We start from the raw sequence: 17011 nt of genomic DNA on the forward strand, positions 1-17011 counted from the left end.
GATTCAAACGGTTGTCAAGAATAACCAGATCCAGCGCTATGGAGCGGGCAATGCCCGCTTTTCTTTTATGCTCATTTGTGCTATCCTAGTATGTTAGGATATAAGGAAACGATTGTGGAGATGCTGCAAGAGATGTTAAAAGGTATGTGATAAGATTAAATATATTTAAAATTAAGGAGACACATGACATTTAAAGAATTGAATATTATACCCGCGATTTTAAATGCTTTAAGTAAAGAGAACTATAATACGCCAACACCCATACAGGAACAGGCGATCCCAGCTGTGTTAGCCGGCAGAGATTTACTTGGCTGCGCTCAAACGGGAACAGGGAAGACGGCCGCGTTTGCTGTACCGATTGTCCAACTATTAAGCGAACAGCATAGCAGACCCAATTCAAAACGCCGTATTCGCTCATTGATTCTAACACCGACAAGAGAACTTGCTCTTCAGATTTCTGATAACATGCAAGCGTTCAGTCAATACACCGATTTGCATTGCACGGCTATCGTTGGTGGCGTTTCACAAAAAGTACAGGAGCGGTCGCTAAATCAAGGTGCTGATATTATTATTGCAACTCCAGGCAGACTCATCGATTTGATGAATCAGAAGAGTATCGATTTGCAATATGTCAAAATATTAGTACTGGATGAAGCCGACAGCATGTTGGATATGGGTTTTATCCATGATGTGAAGAAAATCATCACAAAAATGCCCAGCAAGAAACAAACTCTTTTCTTCTCAGCTACGATGCCGCCAGAAATATCCAAAATGGTCAAAACGCTGCTGGTTAATCCAGTGAAAGTAGAAATCACGCCGGTGTCTTCTACTGTGGATAGAATAAAGCAATCTATTTATTTGGTAGATAAGGAAAACAAACAAAAGCAATTGAATCATCTTTTAAAAGATAAATCCATTGCTTCGGCACTAGTGTTTACCCGTACCAAGCATGGCGCTGACCGGGTTGTGCGTGAACTGGCTAAAGTGAAAATTTCTGCTCAGGCCATTCATGGCAACAAATCTCAAAACGCCCGCCAGATTGCATTGAGCAATTTTAAGAGTGGCGTAACGCGAGTGTTGGTAGCGACGGATATCGCAGCGAGAGGAATTGATATTGAGGAGCTTTCACATGTGATCAATTTCAATCTCCCTAATATTCCAGAAACCTACGTTCATCGAATTGGCCGTACCGGTAGAGCAGGACTGAGCGGGATCGCTATCTCCCTTTGCGAAGTTGAAGAAATACCGTATCTCAAAGATATTGAGAAATTGATCGGAAAGACCATTCATGAAGTGAAGGACCATCCTTATCCGATGCTGCGTACAACTCAGACTTTAAAGGCGGAAGGCTCATCGACATCAGCAATCTTTAAACCTGCCAAATCCAAGGCGAACCCTATGCTCAAGCCTAAGTCGAAGTGGTTCAAAAAAGGAAGTAAAACAAGCAAATAACATTGCTGGAATTCATAAAATAAATCTAGGAGTGGTAATCTGAGAAAGCACAAGAAGAAGCCAATGTCATTTGACGAACTGTTGAAGGAATTGCAAGGCCAGAGAACGATTGAAGAAGATTCGAGTCATATTTCATTAGACGAGTTGTTCAATGAATCATTCATGGTCAAGCATTCCAACTTTAAAAGTTTTGAAGAGTTTTTAGAGAAAGGCAACTTTCAAGTACAGACGCGAGAAGATATCAATAACATTCCTGACGAACTTTTTGATCGGCATGTTGCAAGAGAGACGGGGTTTGCGAATTGGAAATCCATGCTGAATACAGCGACTATGGATTATGCCAGTAAATAATGAATATAAGAAAGAAGCTGATTTAAGGATGCCGATTCAGGCTTGACCTTAGCTTAGCTATAATCAGGTGTTTGCTTTACGGCACATGTGGAGCGCGCGGTGCGTTGTTGGTAGTGCAGAGCATTTACCTGATTGTATCTCCTTAAATGTTCCACTCGTACATTGACTATAGTCAACATCTTTAGTAAGATTAAGTCAACAGTTCCCACCACGCCTCTTAACAATGCGTACCAAGGTGGGCCTTTTTATTTGCGGAGGAAAATTTATGGAACATGTTCCTGCTCAGTCTGTCAAGCCCCCGGCAACATATGAACAACAATTAAATATTCTCAAAAGCCGTGGACTCAATGTTAATAATGAGGATATGGCCGTTCGTACTTTGCAACGAATCAATTATTACCGGTTAAGCGCATACGGATTAAGTCTCAAGCATGATGATAAATAGCATATCGACACAACTTTCGAACAGCTACTCGCTTTATACGAGTTTGATCGTCGATTTCGCATCATTATGGAAGTGGTTGAGCAAGTGGAAATTTCTTTCCGTACTCATATTTCATACTACATCGCTCATACATACGGTGCTTTGGGACATTTAGAACAGGAACATTTTAGAAATCATGAAGTGTTTCTGATTGAACTCGAAAAAGAGATAAAGCGTTCTCAGGAGATATTCATAAAACATCATATTGAGAAGTATGAAGGGAAAATACCCGTCTGGGTAGCTATTGAAGTTCTTTCGTTCGGAGCGCTCTCTAAACTTTTTTCCAATATGAAACGTGATGATCAGAATCACATTGCGAAAAGTAATTATCGTCGAGCCCCTGTTATTTACCTCGAAAGCTGGCTTAAGTGTTTGTCCTATATTCGCAATATATGTGCTCATTACGGTCGATTGTATAACCGACCACTTACAAGCAAACCGAGACTCGATCGGAAATCAAAACAGCTGGGAATTGAACAAGGAAAAATTTTTGCACACTTATACGTATTAAAGGAACTCATTCCTGATCGAAATAAGTGGACAGATTTCGTAACTCGCTTAGAAGCATTGCTCACTGAGTACAAAGACGTGATTGAATTAGAACGAATCGGATTCCCTGAGGACTGGGAATCCATCCTGATGATGAGGGGATAATCCTGGAATGGTTGCGACAATTACTCATGTCATTATCAATCCAAATCCGTCAAATGATTGACCATAATGAACCAACAACCCATCGATCGTGAACAAGATAATAGTTGCTAGAAATGTTCCAATCGCAACAGAGCGCTTTTTTTGGATTCAGCTCCTCAACACTCCCAACCATCCAGCCTAAAGTGCTAACCTCATCCTACAACAAATACAATGAGTCGTATGATTCTCAAGTTGGAAGAAGCTCCTACTGAAGTATTTATAAATCGTTCGGCATGACTTCGTTCTTTCTGATTATGGAATGAATACTTGTGAACTGTAACCCGCAGGGGCACTCTTTTCTCTTTTTACAGTGTCCATCCTGCGGGCCATGTGCTTGCTCAGAGTTCAGGCCGTTTTTGATGATTCCAAAGCTGCTTGTTTCTTGTTGCGTTCCAGCTCTTTTACCCCCATATGGGCCAGTATGCAGAAAATAACGCAGCAGACAACAGCAGTCAATAGTACATAGAAGCCTCCATTCCAGCCCACCTTGTCAACCATTACGCCAAAGAGGGTAGTACCTAAAGACGCACCCAGAATGTAGCTCATGAAGCCGCGCAAGCCAACCGCAGACCCTACGGCGAATGGCGGCACAACCTCCAAAGTCTGCACGGAAGCCAAAAATTGCGGGACGTAAATCAAACAGCCGATAATGGCGGCGAAGATAGTAGTGCCAAGCAAAGTGCCGCTCTGCCAGTAACCGATAATGCAGAAGAAAATCAACACCATAGCAATGATAGCCGGTGGCATGCGGTATCCCTTGAAAAACCTGTCCGAAAGGTAACCAACCAAGAGCGTGGAAGGAATAGCTGCCCACTCAAAAAATAAAAAGGCAACGCTCATTTCGGCTTTGCTGAAATGTTTTACACTCAACAGATAAATGGGCAACCAACTTATAATGCCAAAACGAACCATGTACACGAAAACGTCTACAAAGGAAACAAACCATGCATTTTTATTGAACAATACATAATTTTTGAAGATTTGCCAGACAGACATATCTTCTGGCGGTTTGGAATCGGCCTTTTGTTGCATAGCCGGGTCCGATTCGTCCTTGATGATTTCGTTCAACGGCGGCAAGCCTTCGCTTACCGGAGAGCCTTTGGTCAGGGCTAATACCACCATGGCAAACACAATAGCGACTGCTGCCGGAACCTGGTAGCTTGCCGCTTGCCAGTGCTCGGAGCCAAGCATAGCGAAGCCGACACCAACGATAGGCGCTACGATTCCGCCGCCCAGATTATGCGAGATGTTCCAGATGGCGCCGACAACGCCTCTCTGCTTGCGCGGGAACCAGTTCGCGATGGTAATGAAGCTAGGCCCGACTCCCATTCCTTGAAAAATTCCGTTCAGGATAACGAGCGCGGCAAACATCCAGAATGCCGTAGTGAATCCCATCATAATATTGACCAGTCCGCACATGAGCAAACCAAGCGCCATATACCTTTTCGGATCGGCTTTATCCGCCAGACTGCTCATGAGGCCCTTGCTGACTCCGTAAGCAATGAGCAGACAACTGCTTAATAGCCCGACTTCTGTAGCGCTAAGATGGAGCTGCTCCTTCAGATAAGGAGTGGATAATGCAAAATTATTGCGGACAATATAATAGGCCATATAACCGAAAAACACACCTAATAAAGACTGCAGCCGGAAGAGCTTATAGGTTTTTTGAACATGTTCCGGCGCTATTTTTGTAGTAGCGGTTTTAGGCTTTAAAAATGAAATCATACCATCATCCTCGATTCTTAGCTGTTAATGAACACTTTTGTAGTAACGGCAACTGCTTCTAATGCCGGTTTCATGATAGTGCTTTCAAAATGGTGATTCCAAAAAAATCCTAATGTCATCATGACCTCCCCGCTTTTTGATGATCGCTGTTCCTCACCTTTTTATTATCGTGCCAGTTCAACCTGCAAAACTATCAGCAAAGTTCTGATTTTTTGTAGGATAAAGAGGAGGTGTTGTCAGAAAAATTCCTATAGAAGATGTAAAGATGATGAGCAATATCGTGAAAATGCTGAAAATGGCTTAGTTTATAGAGGATGCATCCAGTTTCATGCTATACTTGGGGATGCGAAATGCGACCCAGAGTGCAGATGCCTTCTGCGGGAATCTCTTGCGAAGAATGGAGTAAATCATGCTCAGGCTGCCGAGGATACTGCTTATTATTTTGCTTGCCGTACTTGTGTCAGGATGTTCCAACAGTCGTTCGAGTTATCACATTGTTTTTTCCGAGCCGGACGATGCCCCTGTCGATTCTCAAGATGGAACACCGTCCCCGGTGCGTGTGGCCATTTCAAGTGTGCTGTCACCGAGCGAGACGATTAAGCACTACAGAACAATTGCCGATTATGTGGGAGAGAAGCTTAACAGACCTGCTATTCTCATTCAGCGCAAGAGCTACAATGAGATAAGCATGTTAATGATGAATGGCGGCGCTGACATCGCTTTGCTGTCGTCAGGCGCGTATCTAACCTACAGGCAAGTAGAGGGGCTTGAAGCGATTGCGATGCAAGAGCGAATGGGAGTTCCGTATTATTACGGTTATCTTGTCGTAAATCGTGACAGCAATATTACAGATATTAACGATTTAAGAGGAAAAAGCATCGCGATTACCGACCCCTTCAGTTATTCCAGCTATATTTTTGTGAGCGAAAGGCTGGCTGAATTCGATGAAACGCCGGAGCATTTCTTTGGCCGCTATGTGTACACGTACAATCATGAAGGCTCGCTCAAAGCCGTTATTGACAGGGTTGTCGACGCTGCAGCCGTGAATAGCTTGGTCTACGAACAAGCCAAGCTGAAAAATCCTGAATTAGCCGACTCTTTGCAAATTATCGCCAAATCAGAACCAGCAGGCACCGGTCCGGTCGTAATCAGCAGCAGCTTATCGGATGAAGACAAGAACATCATTAAAGAGTTGTTTTTGTCCATGCACGAGCAAGCAGCCATACAACCAGCGCTGCAGGGTTTGTTTATTGACCGGTTTGTCCCTTTTGACCCGCAATTCTATGACACCGCTTACAGTAAAAGGTTCTATAAACGAGGCCGCCTATGAGATGGATGAGCAAGCTTCGGATCAATCAGAAAATATTTGGAACCATCTTCGTTGCGCTGCTCTTTCTTGCCTCTGTCTTAGGGTGGATCATTTGGGATTCGCTTACGAACATGATGGCTGAAGAGCTTAAAAAACGCGGCGCCAATATTGCGTATAATATCGCGGCCTTGTGCTCCGACTATATTCTTACGGATGATCAATTTTCGATTCATCTGCTTATCTCCCAGGCACAAAAGGCGAATGAGGACGTTCGCTATATCCTGATAATCAATAGCAATAACGGGCTTGTGGGGGATACGTTCTCCGGCAATCTGCCGAAGGGGATAGTAAGCGCGCATACTCCCGATGGTCTGGATGGCCAGCAAGTTGCGGCACTAACTTCAGATGAAGGGACTATCCACGATATCCTTGTCCCCATCGAGGGGGGAGATGTAGGATTCGTTCGCGTTGGCATGGCGGAAACAGCCGCTCAAACCTATATTTTTAGTAAGATTGGTGAGTTGATTTTTGCAACATTATTGGTTTGCATAGGCACAGCCGGAATTACTTATTATGTTACTCGCTTTATCACGAAACCGATCAATAACTTGGTTGCTGTTGCAACAGGCATATCAGCCGGGAAGTTGTCCTTGCGGGCTAAAGTCGCGAGTAACGATGAAGTGGGGAAGCTAGCGCAGGCTTTTAATGAAATGGCTGACAACTTGATTAGCTCCAACACCGAGGTAGAAATGCTGTTGAAGGAGCTGCAAGATAAAGAGCGGCTTCGCGACACGTTGATCTTGAAGCTATTATCCGCTCAAGAAGATGAGCGAAAAAGAATCTCCCGCGAACTTCACGATGAAACAAGCCAAGCTCTTACTTCGCTAATGGTTACGATGCGTGTGTTGGCTAATGAAGCGAAAGATACCGAGCAGCAGGAGCTGCTTCATACCAGCCGGGAGATTGCATCGAGTATTTTGCGGGAAATTAGAGATTTGGCAGTAGAATTAAGACCGCCTATTTTAGATGATATGGGATTAATTCCGGCAATAAAGAAATATGTGCAAAAGTTTGAAGAGAAGCACGATATTGCAGTGAATCTATTCGCCCCCGAAGATGATATTGTTATTGATAGTCATACTGCTGTAGCCTTGTACCGAATTCTTCAAGAAAGCTTGACGAATGTAGTCAAGCATACAGCAGCGACCCAGATTGAGATTACGATGGGAATCGCAGATCATTGCATACAATTGACTATCCATGATAACGGTCACGGTATCCGGCCGGAAGATTTTGAAAGGGCTCGCCAGCAAAATCGGATCGGAATATACGGTATGAAGGAAAGAGCCGAACTGCTTGGCGGTTCATTCTTTGTCAAAACTACGAGTGTCGGCGGGACCGAACTTAGGGTGTCTATCCCGCTAGAGCTGGAAAAAGGGTGCAGTGATGGAACAGACAATAACAATCATGCTAGTTGATGACCACGCTTTGCTGCGGTCGGGCTTGAAGCTGCTGCTGCAGAAGAAGCCATCCTTGGAAGTTGTGGGCGAAGCCGCCGATGGAATTGAAGCCCTTCAGCTTTACGAAGAAGTAAGACCTCATATTTTAATACTCGACATCAGTATGCCGCGCTTAGACGGCATTCAGGTTCTCAGAGAAATCAAATTGCGTTATGAGCAAGCGAAAGTCATCGTGCTCACCATGCATGAAGATGAAGACTACATCACTTCAATCATGCAAGCTGGGGCTTCGGGTTACATCCCTAAGGCGGCAGTAGATGAAGAATTGTACACAGCCATTGATTCCGTTATGAACGGATACGTATACCTTCGGCCGCAAGAAACTCGGACATTGCTGTCATCGATGCTCAAAAAAACGCCAAAAGAAGCAGAGTCACGGAATCCTTACGTAATTTTAAGTCCGCGCGAGCGCGAGGTGCTGCGGTTTCTTGCGAGAGGATATACGCTAGTTGAGACAGCTCAGGAATTAACAGTAAGCATCAAAACGGTTGATACTCATAAGACAAGAATGATGAATAAGCTGAATGTTTCTAGAAAAAGCGAACTTGTTGAATATGCGATGAAATATAAACTTATAAATGACGGACAAGCATAATGCGTCCATCTCTTTCCAATCTGAAATGTTCAGAGTAATGGAACAACCCGGCTGACTTTTGTCATGGCCGGGTTGTTTTTGTTCTGCGAACTATTATTGTATCGTATAAGGCAGCTTGAACGTCCACAGCTCGGTGCCGTTGTCCGGTGATGTGCTAGTTCAATTTACATAGGTCAAAAGGTGCGAAAAACAAAATAAAGAGGGTGAAGGAGGATTTTGGTAACTTATGTCGAATGGTTCAATATACCTATCAACACACAACTGAAGGGAGTCAAAAGAAGTGCAACGTACAACCGGAACGAGACTAAATCCGCCGAACAAGACATCTGCCTACCAAGGCAATAAAACGGGCAGCGGTCAAACAAGGGTGGCTGGTTCTCAAATAAACAGAGTGTCAGGCGCTCAAGCGGCAGGAGCGAGAAAACACGGTGATGGCACAAGGAACGAACATACTATTGTTTGTCGGAAATGTAAGTCACCGCAAATTGTAGCCAACAAAAGAGGATATAGCTTTGCCAACTTTTTTAAAACCTTAGGCTGGATGGCATTGCTTCCCCTCTTGATAATTATATTGGGCATGGTTGTAGTAAATGCAATCATGTGGAAAACAGACTTGCCGATAAATGACGGGCTAATAAGCTTAATTATTGTTATCTTTCATTAAGCTTGTCATTACCTGTCAGTATCCTTGTTGGATTTGTAGGAAGAAGTGAAATCGTAAACGGCTGTATGAATTGCGGCTTTAAGTGGACACCTGGTAAGAGAAAATAAAAGTAACGGAAACAACCCGGCTGACTTCATCGTCTTGGCCGGGTTGTTGTGATCTAATTACTTCATCGTATAGGGCAGCTTAATGAAAAGTAATGTTGAGATTGTGTAAAATAGGTAGCGTTCATCATAGGCCCAAATAATCTGCAAACGCTGTAATTCCTTGCTACGAAAGGGTTGCAGCGTTTTTATATGAAAGCAACATATTGACATCCAAAATTAGTATATGTTATATAGAAATAAGGTGTTAGCACTCTTCTGGTTTGAGTGCTAAATATTTGGCCAGCCGATTTTAAGCACATCTACAACAAGCTTATATACTATACTCACATACATTTTTCATTACTTTTTAAATTGAAAGGAGACCTATTCATTCATGGCAAAAAAACAGTTTAAAGCAGAATCGAAAAGATTGCTGGAAATGATGATTAACTCCATTTATACGCAGCGAGAAATTTTTTTACGAGAGCTCATTTCTAATGCTAGCGATGCCATCGACAAAATATATTACAAAGCGCTAACCGATGATCAATTGGTGTTCGACAAAGAAAATTATTACGTCAAAGTAGCTGTCGATAAGGCAAGCAGAACATTGACCCTCTCCGATACGGGGATTGGCATGACGAAAGAGGAGCTTGAAAATAACCTGGGGGTTATCGCCAAGAGCGGCTCGTTAGCATTCAAGAATGAAAATGAATTGAAGGACGGGCACAATATCATTGGTCAATTCGGGGTTGGATTCTATTCCGCTTTTATGGTGGCGGATGTGGTTACGGTAATCAGCAAGGCTCTGGGCAGCGATGAGGCTTTCAAGTGGGAGTCCAAGGGCGCAGATGGGTACAACATTGTGCCGTGCGAGAAAGATTCCGTAGGTACCGAGATTATTTTGAAAATCAAAGAGAACACCGAAGATGACCAATATGATGAGTATCTGGAAGAGTATCGCTTGAAATCGATTATTAAAAAATACTCTGATTTTATTAGATACCCTATCAAGATGGATGTGAAAGGACAGAGACCTAAAGAAGACAACGAAGATGAGCTCGAAGAATATCAGGAAGAACAAACCGTAAACAGCATGGTTCCGATTTGGCGGAAAAACAAGAATGAGCTTACACCAGAAGATTATGAGAATTTTTATGTCGAAAAGCGTTACGGCTTCGACAAGCCTATTAAGCATATCCATATCAGTGCCGATGGCGCTGTCGTATACAATGCAATACTATTTATCCCGGAAAATACGCCGTTTGACTATTACACAAAGGAGTATGAGAAAGGGCTAGAGCTGTATTCCAATGGCGTGTTGATTATGAATAAGTGCGCGGACCTGCTGCCTGACTATTTTGGCTTTGTCAAAGGAATGGTCGATTCCGAGGATTTATCTCTGAACATTTCCCGCGAGATGCTGCAGCATGATCGGCAATTAACTCTCATTGCCAAAAACATTAAGAACAAAATCAAGGGTCAATTGCAAAGCTTGCTGAAGGATGAAAGAGAGAAGTATGACCAATTTTACAAATCCTTTGGCAGACAGTTGAAATATGGGGTATACAGCGATTACGGAACTCATAAAGAAGTGCTGCAGGACTTGCTGATGTTCTACTCTTCCACAGAGAAGAAGCTGGTCACGCTGGATGAATACGTATCGAGAATGCCTGAAGATCAGAAGTATATCTACTATGCTTCCGGCGAATCGATTGACAGAATCGAGAAGCTCCCGCAGACCGAGCTGGTAGCCGATAAGGGTTATGAGATCTTGTACTTTACCGACGATATCGATGAGTTCGCGATCAAGATGATCATGAGCTACAAAGAGAAAGAATTCAAATCGGTATCGAGCGGCGACTTGGGAATTGAAGCGGATGATAATGAAACGGATTCCGATGCGGAAGAAAAAGACAACAAAGAGCTCTTTGATGATATGAAAAACATTCTGACCGACAAAGTGAAAAACGTCAGAGCGTCGAAGAGACTGAAATCCCATCCGGTCTGCCTCTCTACCGAGGGAGAATTGACGATAGAGATGGAAAAAATATTGAAAGCAATGCCGAACAGTCAGGATGTAAAAGCGGACAAGGTGTTGGAAATCAATATCAATCATGACGTATTTAAGTCTTTGAAGGACGCTTATGAGAACGACAAGGATAAGCTTACTCTCTATACCAACCTGTTGTATAATCAAGCGCTGCTGATCGAAGGACTGCCGATTAGCGATCCGGTCGAATTCACAAATGATATTTGCAAAGTAATGGTGTAGTGCAAGCTGATAAAGAAAATGACCCGTCTCTGGCGAAATCCAGGGCGGGTTATTTGTTGTTTATAATGTTACTCTAAAGGTGAAATGCTTCCCATCAGAAAAGTGGAAAAACAGGTGCTGGGGATATCTCGGCAGTAAGTGGCAGATTCGATAAAGTAAGGTATAATGGAAATATCGATTAATCTCCTCAGTGGAGGTGTTTTTATGGCAATCCGTAAAGATGACGTACTAAAATTATTTGAGCAGCTCCCGGAAGCTGCTCAACAATCAGCAATTGATTATTTACAGTTTTTGGTGTTGCGGCATCAACGGCCGGATTGGGATGAGATTTCCGAATTAGCCCCTGATGATATTCCTTTAAATGAGGATGAGCGACGCCAGTTAGACAGTGATAGCGGATTTATGTCGTGGGAGGAAGCGATGAATGAACTCGACTTACCGACTGACACTAAGCCGTGATGCAGTCAAATTTGTTGCGAAACAAGAAAAGTCGATTCAATTGCGAATACGAAAAGCATTACTTGGCTTGTCAGTCCGGCCACCGGTTGGCGATATAAAGCCTCTTAAAGGTAAGGATAAGTTTTTTCGTCTAAGGGTTGGCAGCTATCGCGTTATTTTTGAGGTTAATCACAAGGAACAAGTTGTATGTATTCTAACAATGGAAAACCGTGGCGATATTTATTGAAAACCTGAAGATGTCTGCATAACCTCCCCGTGAACAGGGAGGTTATTTTTATTAGCAGCTACCTCTATTAAATTGGCTAGTTTGGGGGACGCATTGACGAAAAAAAAGGGATGCGGGATGCGATCGAAGGTTCTCATACCGATAAACAATTGAGTTCGAGAGATGCTAGCAGATGATGAGGTGGTTATAAAGGTTATTCCGAAAGCGAATATCGGTAAGAATTAAGAGGGGTTTTTACGAACAAACGAGTAGGCAAGGTGTATTCGAATGACCGTAGGATAGATCTTTTTAGTCGTAATCTTGATCCGGTTAATCCTTAGCGTGTTAGTTCATACAAAATTATCAACTGCTGTTATGCGTTACAGCTAATCGTTGAGCCTCAACAATATATGTATCCAAAAGCTGACTAAGCCGAACAACATACTCATCTGTAAGTTGCTGGGCCATTGTTAGATTGGCCGCTTGTCTGCGTGTTTTGATGAGATCGCCAATGGATGTGAACTGCAGCAACTCAGACTTCATTTCATCACCTCTCAAATCTATAGGATATACCAATAGTACCGAATAATCCCTTATAAGTGAATGATCTCTGGTTAAATATTGTCTATCTAATACCGTAATAGCTTGTCATTGGAATGAGATTCCCCCGAAAACTTCTCTCACCGTTTCGACCTCCTCTCGTCACTCTCCCCATCATTCAGATGATACTCCCATCGTGTGTGACACTTCGTATCTTTTACCCACTCTCCCACACGGTCAGGAAAGAATGAAAACGTTAAAAGGCATATGCCTATTCGTGTAGAAAGCAGGGCATTAAGTGGCCAATGGTATGTTAGTTGCTAATTTTTAGCTTCCCAGCTGAGCTTATGTGTCTTTCTGAAGGAAGGGGAGAATGAAGCAAAGGTGTTGATGAAACAGATCACTGAGTGCCTCATATGAATTTCCGTAATGCCATCCCTGCCGCTTTTCCGGATCTGCCCGTATTCCGCGCGGATGATATCCAGCCGCAATGGTCGGGCGGAGATCTGTGCGTTCAAGTATGCGCAGACGATCTTCAGGTAGCCTTCCACGCGCTGCGCAACTGGGCTCGAATTGCGCGTGGAACGGCCGTGCTGCGGTGGACGCAGGACGGCTTTCAACGTTCTGGCCAAGCCGATACCTCCGGGGGCACGCCGCGCAACCTGATGGGATTCAAGGATGGAACCGGGAATCCAGATACAACGGATGCAGCGAAGATGAATGAGACGGTATGGGTTCAGCCTGGGACAGTCGCATCTTGGATGGAGGGCGGCAGTTATATGGTCGTCCGCCGGATACGGATGCGTATCGAGATATGGGACCGTTCCACTCTGCAGGACCAGGAAGTGACCTTCGGACGTTATCGAACAACGGGCGCCCCTCTCGGCGGCCAAGATGAGTTCGACCCTCTTGATCTGGAGAAGCGCGACGCCTCAGGCAATCTGGCCATCCCGGAGACGGCACATTCCAGATTGGCGCACATGGATGGCAAGGTGCAAATATTGTGCCGCGCCTTTTCGTATTCAAGCGGTATTGATGCGAAGACCGGGTAGATTGATGCGGGTTTGTTCTTTATCTGCTTCCAGCAAGATCTGCGCAAGCAGTTCTTACCGATGCAGCATAAGCTGGCGGCTGCGGATAAGTTGAATGAATATATCGTGCATGTAGGCAGCGCTAGTCGTCCTTGGTTTCGCTATTATTCATTTCAGTGCGAAGCTGCCGATTTGGCCGTTCTTTATGGCGGCTACCACACTTATCTACTATTTGGTTATTCGCTTCTTGGGCGAGAGTATCCATGCTTTGCAGGTGGCAGGGAAGCTGTCTGCTCATAGTCAGGCAGGGCTGCCTTCAATCGGATGGCTGGGGGCTTATCCGACTTGGGAGACTTTTGTGCCGCAGCTTGCCGCTTTGCTGTTCATTATGTTCATGCTGCTGCGCGGGTCTTGGGGCAAAGGCAAGCAGCAGAAGAGTCTGAGTTAGCCAGAAGGCTGCTAATTGCAGACTGCCCTCTAACACAAAGGACGGAACGGATCCGTCCTTTTCCCTTATCTCGCATTGGAGTTCATCCAGTGAAAATGCAATGGGCAACTCTTAATGACAGGTTTGATTGGAAATCATCCAGTGTTTTCGCGCCATTCATCTGTTATAGTTAGAAAGGAGTCACATCCACTGGACAAAATGCAGTCTGCAAGCCGTTTAGCTGCTCCATCCGCACATTTGACTGTACGTTTTCCAATGGAAACTACCTCGACCGCAGGCAACAAGGCAGCTTAACTCATATATTCGCCGAAGTCATAGCTCTGCTCCTCATCCGCGATAGCCTGAATCTCTTCCGAGCCGATATTCAAATAGATATAGCCGTCTTGCGCCTGCTTTTTCAGCGCGCGTTCCTTGACGAACTTGGGACTCGCATCGCCGGCGTCTTCATCATAGACGAGCAGAATGCCGTCTGTTTTGCGGAATAACAGCTCATCCCGGGCGACGAACTGCCATTTTCCGATATAAGGCCCGTTGCTCACCGCTCTATAGTAATCAACCCCTTGCAGGATTTGCTCGAAATACGTTTTTTTCTCGTCGCTCCATTGCTCCTCCGGTTGGCTGTAGGCCGTGATGATAGAACATTTCAAATGCGGATACTGCGCCTTCAGCGAGATGGCTGCTTCGCATGCCCATAGATCGACCCCGTACTGGCCGGGGGTGATGACCCATTCCAATCCTTCTTCCACCAGGGGGATCAATCTGGCTGCAATGGCTTTGCGGATATAGGGGATTCCTTTATGTTTATTGCCGTAAATACCGAGCTCGTGCGCGCGGTAGCCGGTAATCAGAAGATTTTTCACACCGAAATTCCTCCACTTATGCAATAGTAGAACGCTCTATTTAGTATTATACCTTTGTCGAATAAAGAATGTTAATGCACAGGAATATGGTTCTAATAGACCATATATTCAGGACCTGGGTTTTGACTACTTGGGTCTAAATTCCCTGTTACGACTCCTTGCATATTGGTTAATATGAGTAAGAATATAAATCTTAGGGGGACAATCGCTTGAAGAAGTGGACAGCAGTATTATTATCAGCAATTTTGGTACTAGGAATTACGGCATGCGGAAATGCGAAGGAAGCAACCGGGGGGAATAACACGACTGCGGAACAACCGGCGGGTGAGACTAAAGAGACCGCGGCGGCGCCGACAGTAGATGAACTGATTCAGAAGACAGCGGATGCCAGCAAAGACTTGAAGAGCTTCTCTATGGATGCTTCAGTCAAGCAAAACATTACGGTAAGCCAAGGCGACCAAAAGCAAGAGCAGAAGGTCGACATGCAGATGAAGACAGACATGACCAAAGAGCCGCTGAATATGTACCAGGAAATTAAAATGTCCATCCCGGATCAAGGGGAACAGGATATTAAGCAGTATATTACGCAAGAAGGCATTTACTCGCAAGTCGGCGGAGCATGGACGAAGGTTCCGGACGAGATGAAGGATCAATTGATGGCGACCGTTGAGGCATCTGCCAAACCGGAGCAGCAGTTGGAGCAATTCAAATCGATCTCCAAAGACGCGAAGGTGTCGGTTGAAGGGAACGAATATGTGCTGTCTGCCGATTTGTCCGGGGAAGGCTTGAAGGAACTGGCTAAGTCCCTGATGAGCCAATCGGGCAATGACCCGCAAACGGCTGCTTTGATGGAGCAAATGAACATCAAAAGCATCAAAATTACGTATGGCGTGAATAAAGATACGTATTTGCCTACGAAGTCCGACGTCAACATGACGATGGACATGGAGCAAGATGGTCAAGGCATGTCTTTGGAGATGGTACTGACAAGCACTTTCTCCAAGCATAATGAAGTCGGCGAGATCAAAGTGCCGCAAGAGGTGCTGGACAGCGCCAAGTAAGACAGACGACACCGTCGGATCCTCTGGATTCGGCGGTTTTTTTGCACTTTTTTTTCGTGTCGTAATGCTTTTACCCTGTTCGTTCCAGTATTAATGAGTGATGATAGAAGCATGAATTGCTTTGCTGTGCAGCAAAGCGATACTTCATTTTAGAGGAGAAGATAACGATGGCTATTGTTCAAGTCAGGTCCACGAACCCGGATCTTTCTTTTATGATCAAGAAAAATCCGAATAGTGGCATGATGTTCAGATCGATTCGAAAAGGAGAAGTCTAATAAAATTACACCAGAGAATGAGTTATATAAGGAAGTGGCGGCAAATCTGTTATTTGAGGTGGCAAGTGAAAAAGAGATAGACCCTAGGCTGTAGCTCATGCATAAGCGTTCTTTCACTCATGACTTCCGTCGTGAGAGTTAGAACGCTTTTGCTCTAATTATTCTCAAATGCGTTCATTTTTCGACACAAAATACCGATAACAGAAGAAGGAAACGTATGTTCGGTGTAGAATGTTAAAAAATTGAATGCTTTAAGTAGGAAAATAAGAGAGGTGCCGTTCTGAATGGACAAGAAGGCCAAGCAAATATTAATGAAAACCTTCTGGAGCAGCAGCGGCTGGAAGGATACCCGCACGATCCTTTTTTCGGGGGAAGATTTCGAATATGCGAAAGATAAAGGCTTGATGTTCGATCCGATCACGATCGGCCATGATGAATGTGTGCTGCGAATGATTGAATTGCATAAAGTGATTACGAAGGAAATGGCGGCGAAAGCCTTTTTGCATAGTCTGTCTACCAGAAAGGTGTATTTGAGAAGCGCGCTCTCCAGTTGGGCGTTGACCCATCGAATGGTTGCGCACCCCTTCGAGAGCAATGTCGGGAAGTATGCGACTAACAATAATGGCAGCACCTATGCTTGTTTTGGCGAGTGTTATGTATGCGATACATATGGCGTAGCCGTTCATGAAGATTATACGAATGAAGATATCAATGTGTTGAATTTCGAGAGAATCAAGTGGGGCGGGGTGCGTCTGAATCATATGCTGTATTGCATGCTTGATCTGGAGCAATTGCTCACAGAAGCAGATATAGCGGTGAGCGAAGAAGACGTGGACATTTTTAATAATATACTATATAAGTTGAATTATTGAATCACTTAGAATCTTACACAAAGACGATCGATGATGGACAAGGGATATTTCATGATCTCGTCCATAAACTGCTGAACATTTTTGCGGATTTCGGCGACTGTGTGAT

General features: G+C 44.3%; 16 protein-coding genes and 3 pseudogenes. 16 read left to right on the top strand and 3 right to left on the bottom strand.

Going from position 1 to position 17011, the window contains the following annotated elements; all coding sequences use genetic code 11:
• Nucleotides 1-183: 183 nt before the first annotated feature.
• The 4 genes from M3650_RS26540 to M3650_RS26555 all read left to right on the top strand — a co-directional run bounded on the left by M3650_RS26540 (nucleotide 184) and on the right by M3650_RS26555 (nucleotide 2941).
• Nucleotides 184-1452, top strand: coding sequence for a DEAD/DEAH box helicase (locus tag M3650_RS26540; RefSeq protein ID WP_251579092.1), 1269 nt, complete (start codon nucleotides 184-186; stop codon nucleotides 1450-1452).
• Between the two features lie 63 nt (nucleotides 1453-1515).
• Complete coding sequence (locus tag M3650_RS26545; protein WP_251579093.1) at nucleotides 1516-1803, top strand: hypothetical protein; 288 nt, start codon at nucleotides 1516-1518, stop codon at nucleotides 1801-1803.
• Between the two features lie 265 nt (nucleotides 1804-2068).
• Nucleotides 2069-2248, top strand: coding sequence for a hypothetical protein (locus tag M3650_RS26550; RefSeq protein WP_251579095.1), 180 nt, complete (start codon nucleotides 2069-2071; stop codon nucleotides 2246-2248).
• 3 nt (nucleotides 2249-2251) lie between these two features.
• Nucleotides 2252-2941: an Abi family protein gene (locus M3650_RS26555; RefSeq protein ID WP_311295143.1), complete on the top strand. Its 690-nt coding sequence runs from the start codon at nucleotides 2252-2254 to the stop codon at nucleotides 2939-2941.
• Nucleotides 2942-3325: 384 nt separating this feature from the next.
• Here M3650_RS26555 and pgtP read toward each other — a convergent pair whose 3' ends face one another.
• Nucleotides 3326-4705 (bottom strand): phosphoglycerate transporter PgtP, encoded by a 1380-nt coding sequence (pgtP, locus tag M3650_RS26560; protein WP_251579097.1) that lies wholly within the window; start codon nucleotides 4703-4705, stop codon nucleotides 3326-3328.
• A gap of 409 nt (nucleotides 4706-5114) precedes the next feature.
• Between pgtP and M3650_RS26565 the strand changes: the two genes are divergently transcribed.
• From M3650_RS26565 to M3650_RS26595, 7 genes are all read left to right on the top strand, one after another.
• The gene (locus M3650_RS26565) at nucleotides 5115-6035 is read left to right on the top strand and encodes a substrate-binding domain-containing protein (protein ID WP_251579098.1); all 921 of its coding nucleotides are present in this window, start codon (nucleotides 5115-5117) and stop codon (nucleotides 6033-6035) included.
• Nucleotides 6032-7492 carry a HAMP domain-containing sensor histidine kinase gene (locus M3650_RS26570; RefSeq protein WP_251579099.1) on the top strand — a complete coding sequence of 487 codons (1461 nt, stop codon included), beginning with the start codon at nucleotides 6032-6034 and terminating at the stop codon, nucleotides 7490-7492. The genes M3650_RS26565 and M3650_RS26570 overlap by 4 nt, the downstream gene beginning before the upstream one ends.
• Nucleotides 7461-8129, top strand: a complete 669-nt coding sequence (locus tag M3650_RS26575) for a response regulator transcription factor (protein ID WP_251579100.1) — start codon at nucleotides 7461-7463, stop codon at nucleotides 8127-8129. The genes M3650_RS26570 and M3650_RS26575 overlap by 32 nt, the downstream gene beginning before the upstream one ends.
• Nucleotides 8130-8409: 280 nt before the next feature.
• Nucleotides 8410-8793: a hypothetical protein gene (locus tag M3650_RS26580; protein WP_251579101.1), complete on the top strand. Its 384-nt coding sequence runs from the start codon at nucleotides 8410-8412 to the stop codon at nucleotides 8791-8793.
• Between the two features lie 480 nt (nucleotides 8794-9273).
• On the top strand, nucleotides 9274-11154 hold the full coding sequence (htpG, locus tag M3650_RS26585; RefSeq protein ID WP_251579103.1) for a molecular chaperone HtpG: 1881 nt from the start codon (nucleotides 9274-9276) through the stop codon (nucleotides 11152-11154).
• A gap of 204 nt (nucleotides 11155-11358) precedes the next feature.
• The gene (locus M3650_RS26590) at nucleotides 11359-11613 is read left to right on the top strand and encodes a hypothetical protein (protein ID WP_251579105.1); all 255 of its coding nucleotides are present in this window, start codon (nucleotides 11359-11361) and stop codon (nucleotides 11611-11613) included.
• The gene (locus tag M3650_RS26595; protein WP_251579107.1) at nucleotides 11579-11839 is read left to right on the top strand and encodes a type II toxin-antitoxin system RelE family toxin; all 261 of its coding nucleotides are present in this window, start codon (nucleotides 11579-11581) and stop codon (nucleotides 11837-11839) included. The genes M3650_RS26590 and M3650_RS26595 overlap by 35 nt, the downstream gene beginning before the upstream one ends.
• A gap of 342 nt (nucleotides 11840-12181) precedes the next feature.
• Here the strand turns inward: M3650_RS26595 and M3650_RS26600 are convergent, their stop codons facing one another.
• Nucleotides 12182-12361: an aspartyl-phosphate phosphatase Spo0E family protein gene (locus tag M3650_RS26600; protein WP_251579109.1), complete on the bottom strand. Its 180-nt coding sequence runs from the start codon at nucleotides 12359-12361 to the stop codon at nucleotides 12182-12184.
• 434 nt (nucleotides 12362-12795) lie between these two features.
• On the opposite strand from M3650_RS26600, the pseudogene M3650_RS26605 reads away from it, so the two are divergent.
• Nucleotides 12796-13530, top strand: a pseudogene (locus M3650_RS26605) (Dyp-type peroxidase); the annotation flags it as partial.
• A gap of 1 nt (nucleotide 13531) precedes the next feature.
• Nucleotides 13532-13837: pseudogene (locus tag M3650_RS26610) on the top strand (FTR1 family protein); the annotation flags it as partial.
• A gap of 290 nt (nucleotides 13838-14127) precedes the next feature.
• Here the strand turns inward: M3650_RS26610 and M3650_RS26615 are convergent.
• Complete coding sequence (locus tag M3650_RS26615) at nucleotides 14128-14697, bottom strand: SLOG family protein (protein ID WP_251579111.1); 570 nt, start codon at nucleotides 14695-14697, stop codon at nucleotides 14128-14130.
• A 209-nt stretch (nucleotides 14698-14906) separates the two neighbouring features.
• Here M3650_RS26615 and M3650_RS26620 point away from each other — a divergent pair, with 209 nt between their 5' ends.
• The 3 genes and pseudogenes from M3650_RS26620 (at nucleotide 14907) to M3650_RS26625 (ending at nucleotide 16905) form a co-directional block, all read left to right on the top strand.
• Nucleotides 14907-15758, top strand: a complete 852-nt coding sequence (locus M3650_RS26620; protein WP_251579113.1) for a DUF6612 family protein — start codon at nucleotides 14907-14909, stop codon at nucleotides 15756-15758.
• A gap of 167 nt (nucleotides 15759-15925) precedes the next feature.
• Nucleotides 15926-16024 (top strand): annotated as a pseudogene (locus M3650_RS33250) (hypothetical protein); the annotation flags it as partial.
• A 293-nt stretch (nucleotides 16025-16317) separates the two neighbouring features.
• Entirely contained in the window at nucleotides 16318-16905 is a 588-nt protein-coding gene (locus M3650_RS26625) for a hypothetical protein (RefSeq protein ID WP_251579116.1), read from the top strand.
• The last annotated feature ends 106 nt before the right edge of the window (nucleotides 16906-17011 follow it).

Origin of the sequence: Paenibacillus sp. MER TA 81-3 (assembly GCF_023713585.1) — a bacterium.
GTDB lineage: Bacteria > Bacillota > Bacilli > Paenibacillales > Paenibacillaceae > Paenibacillus_B > Paenibacillus_B profundus.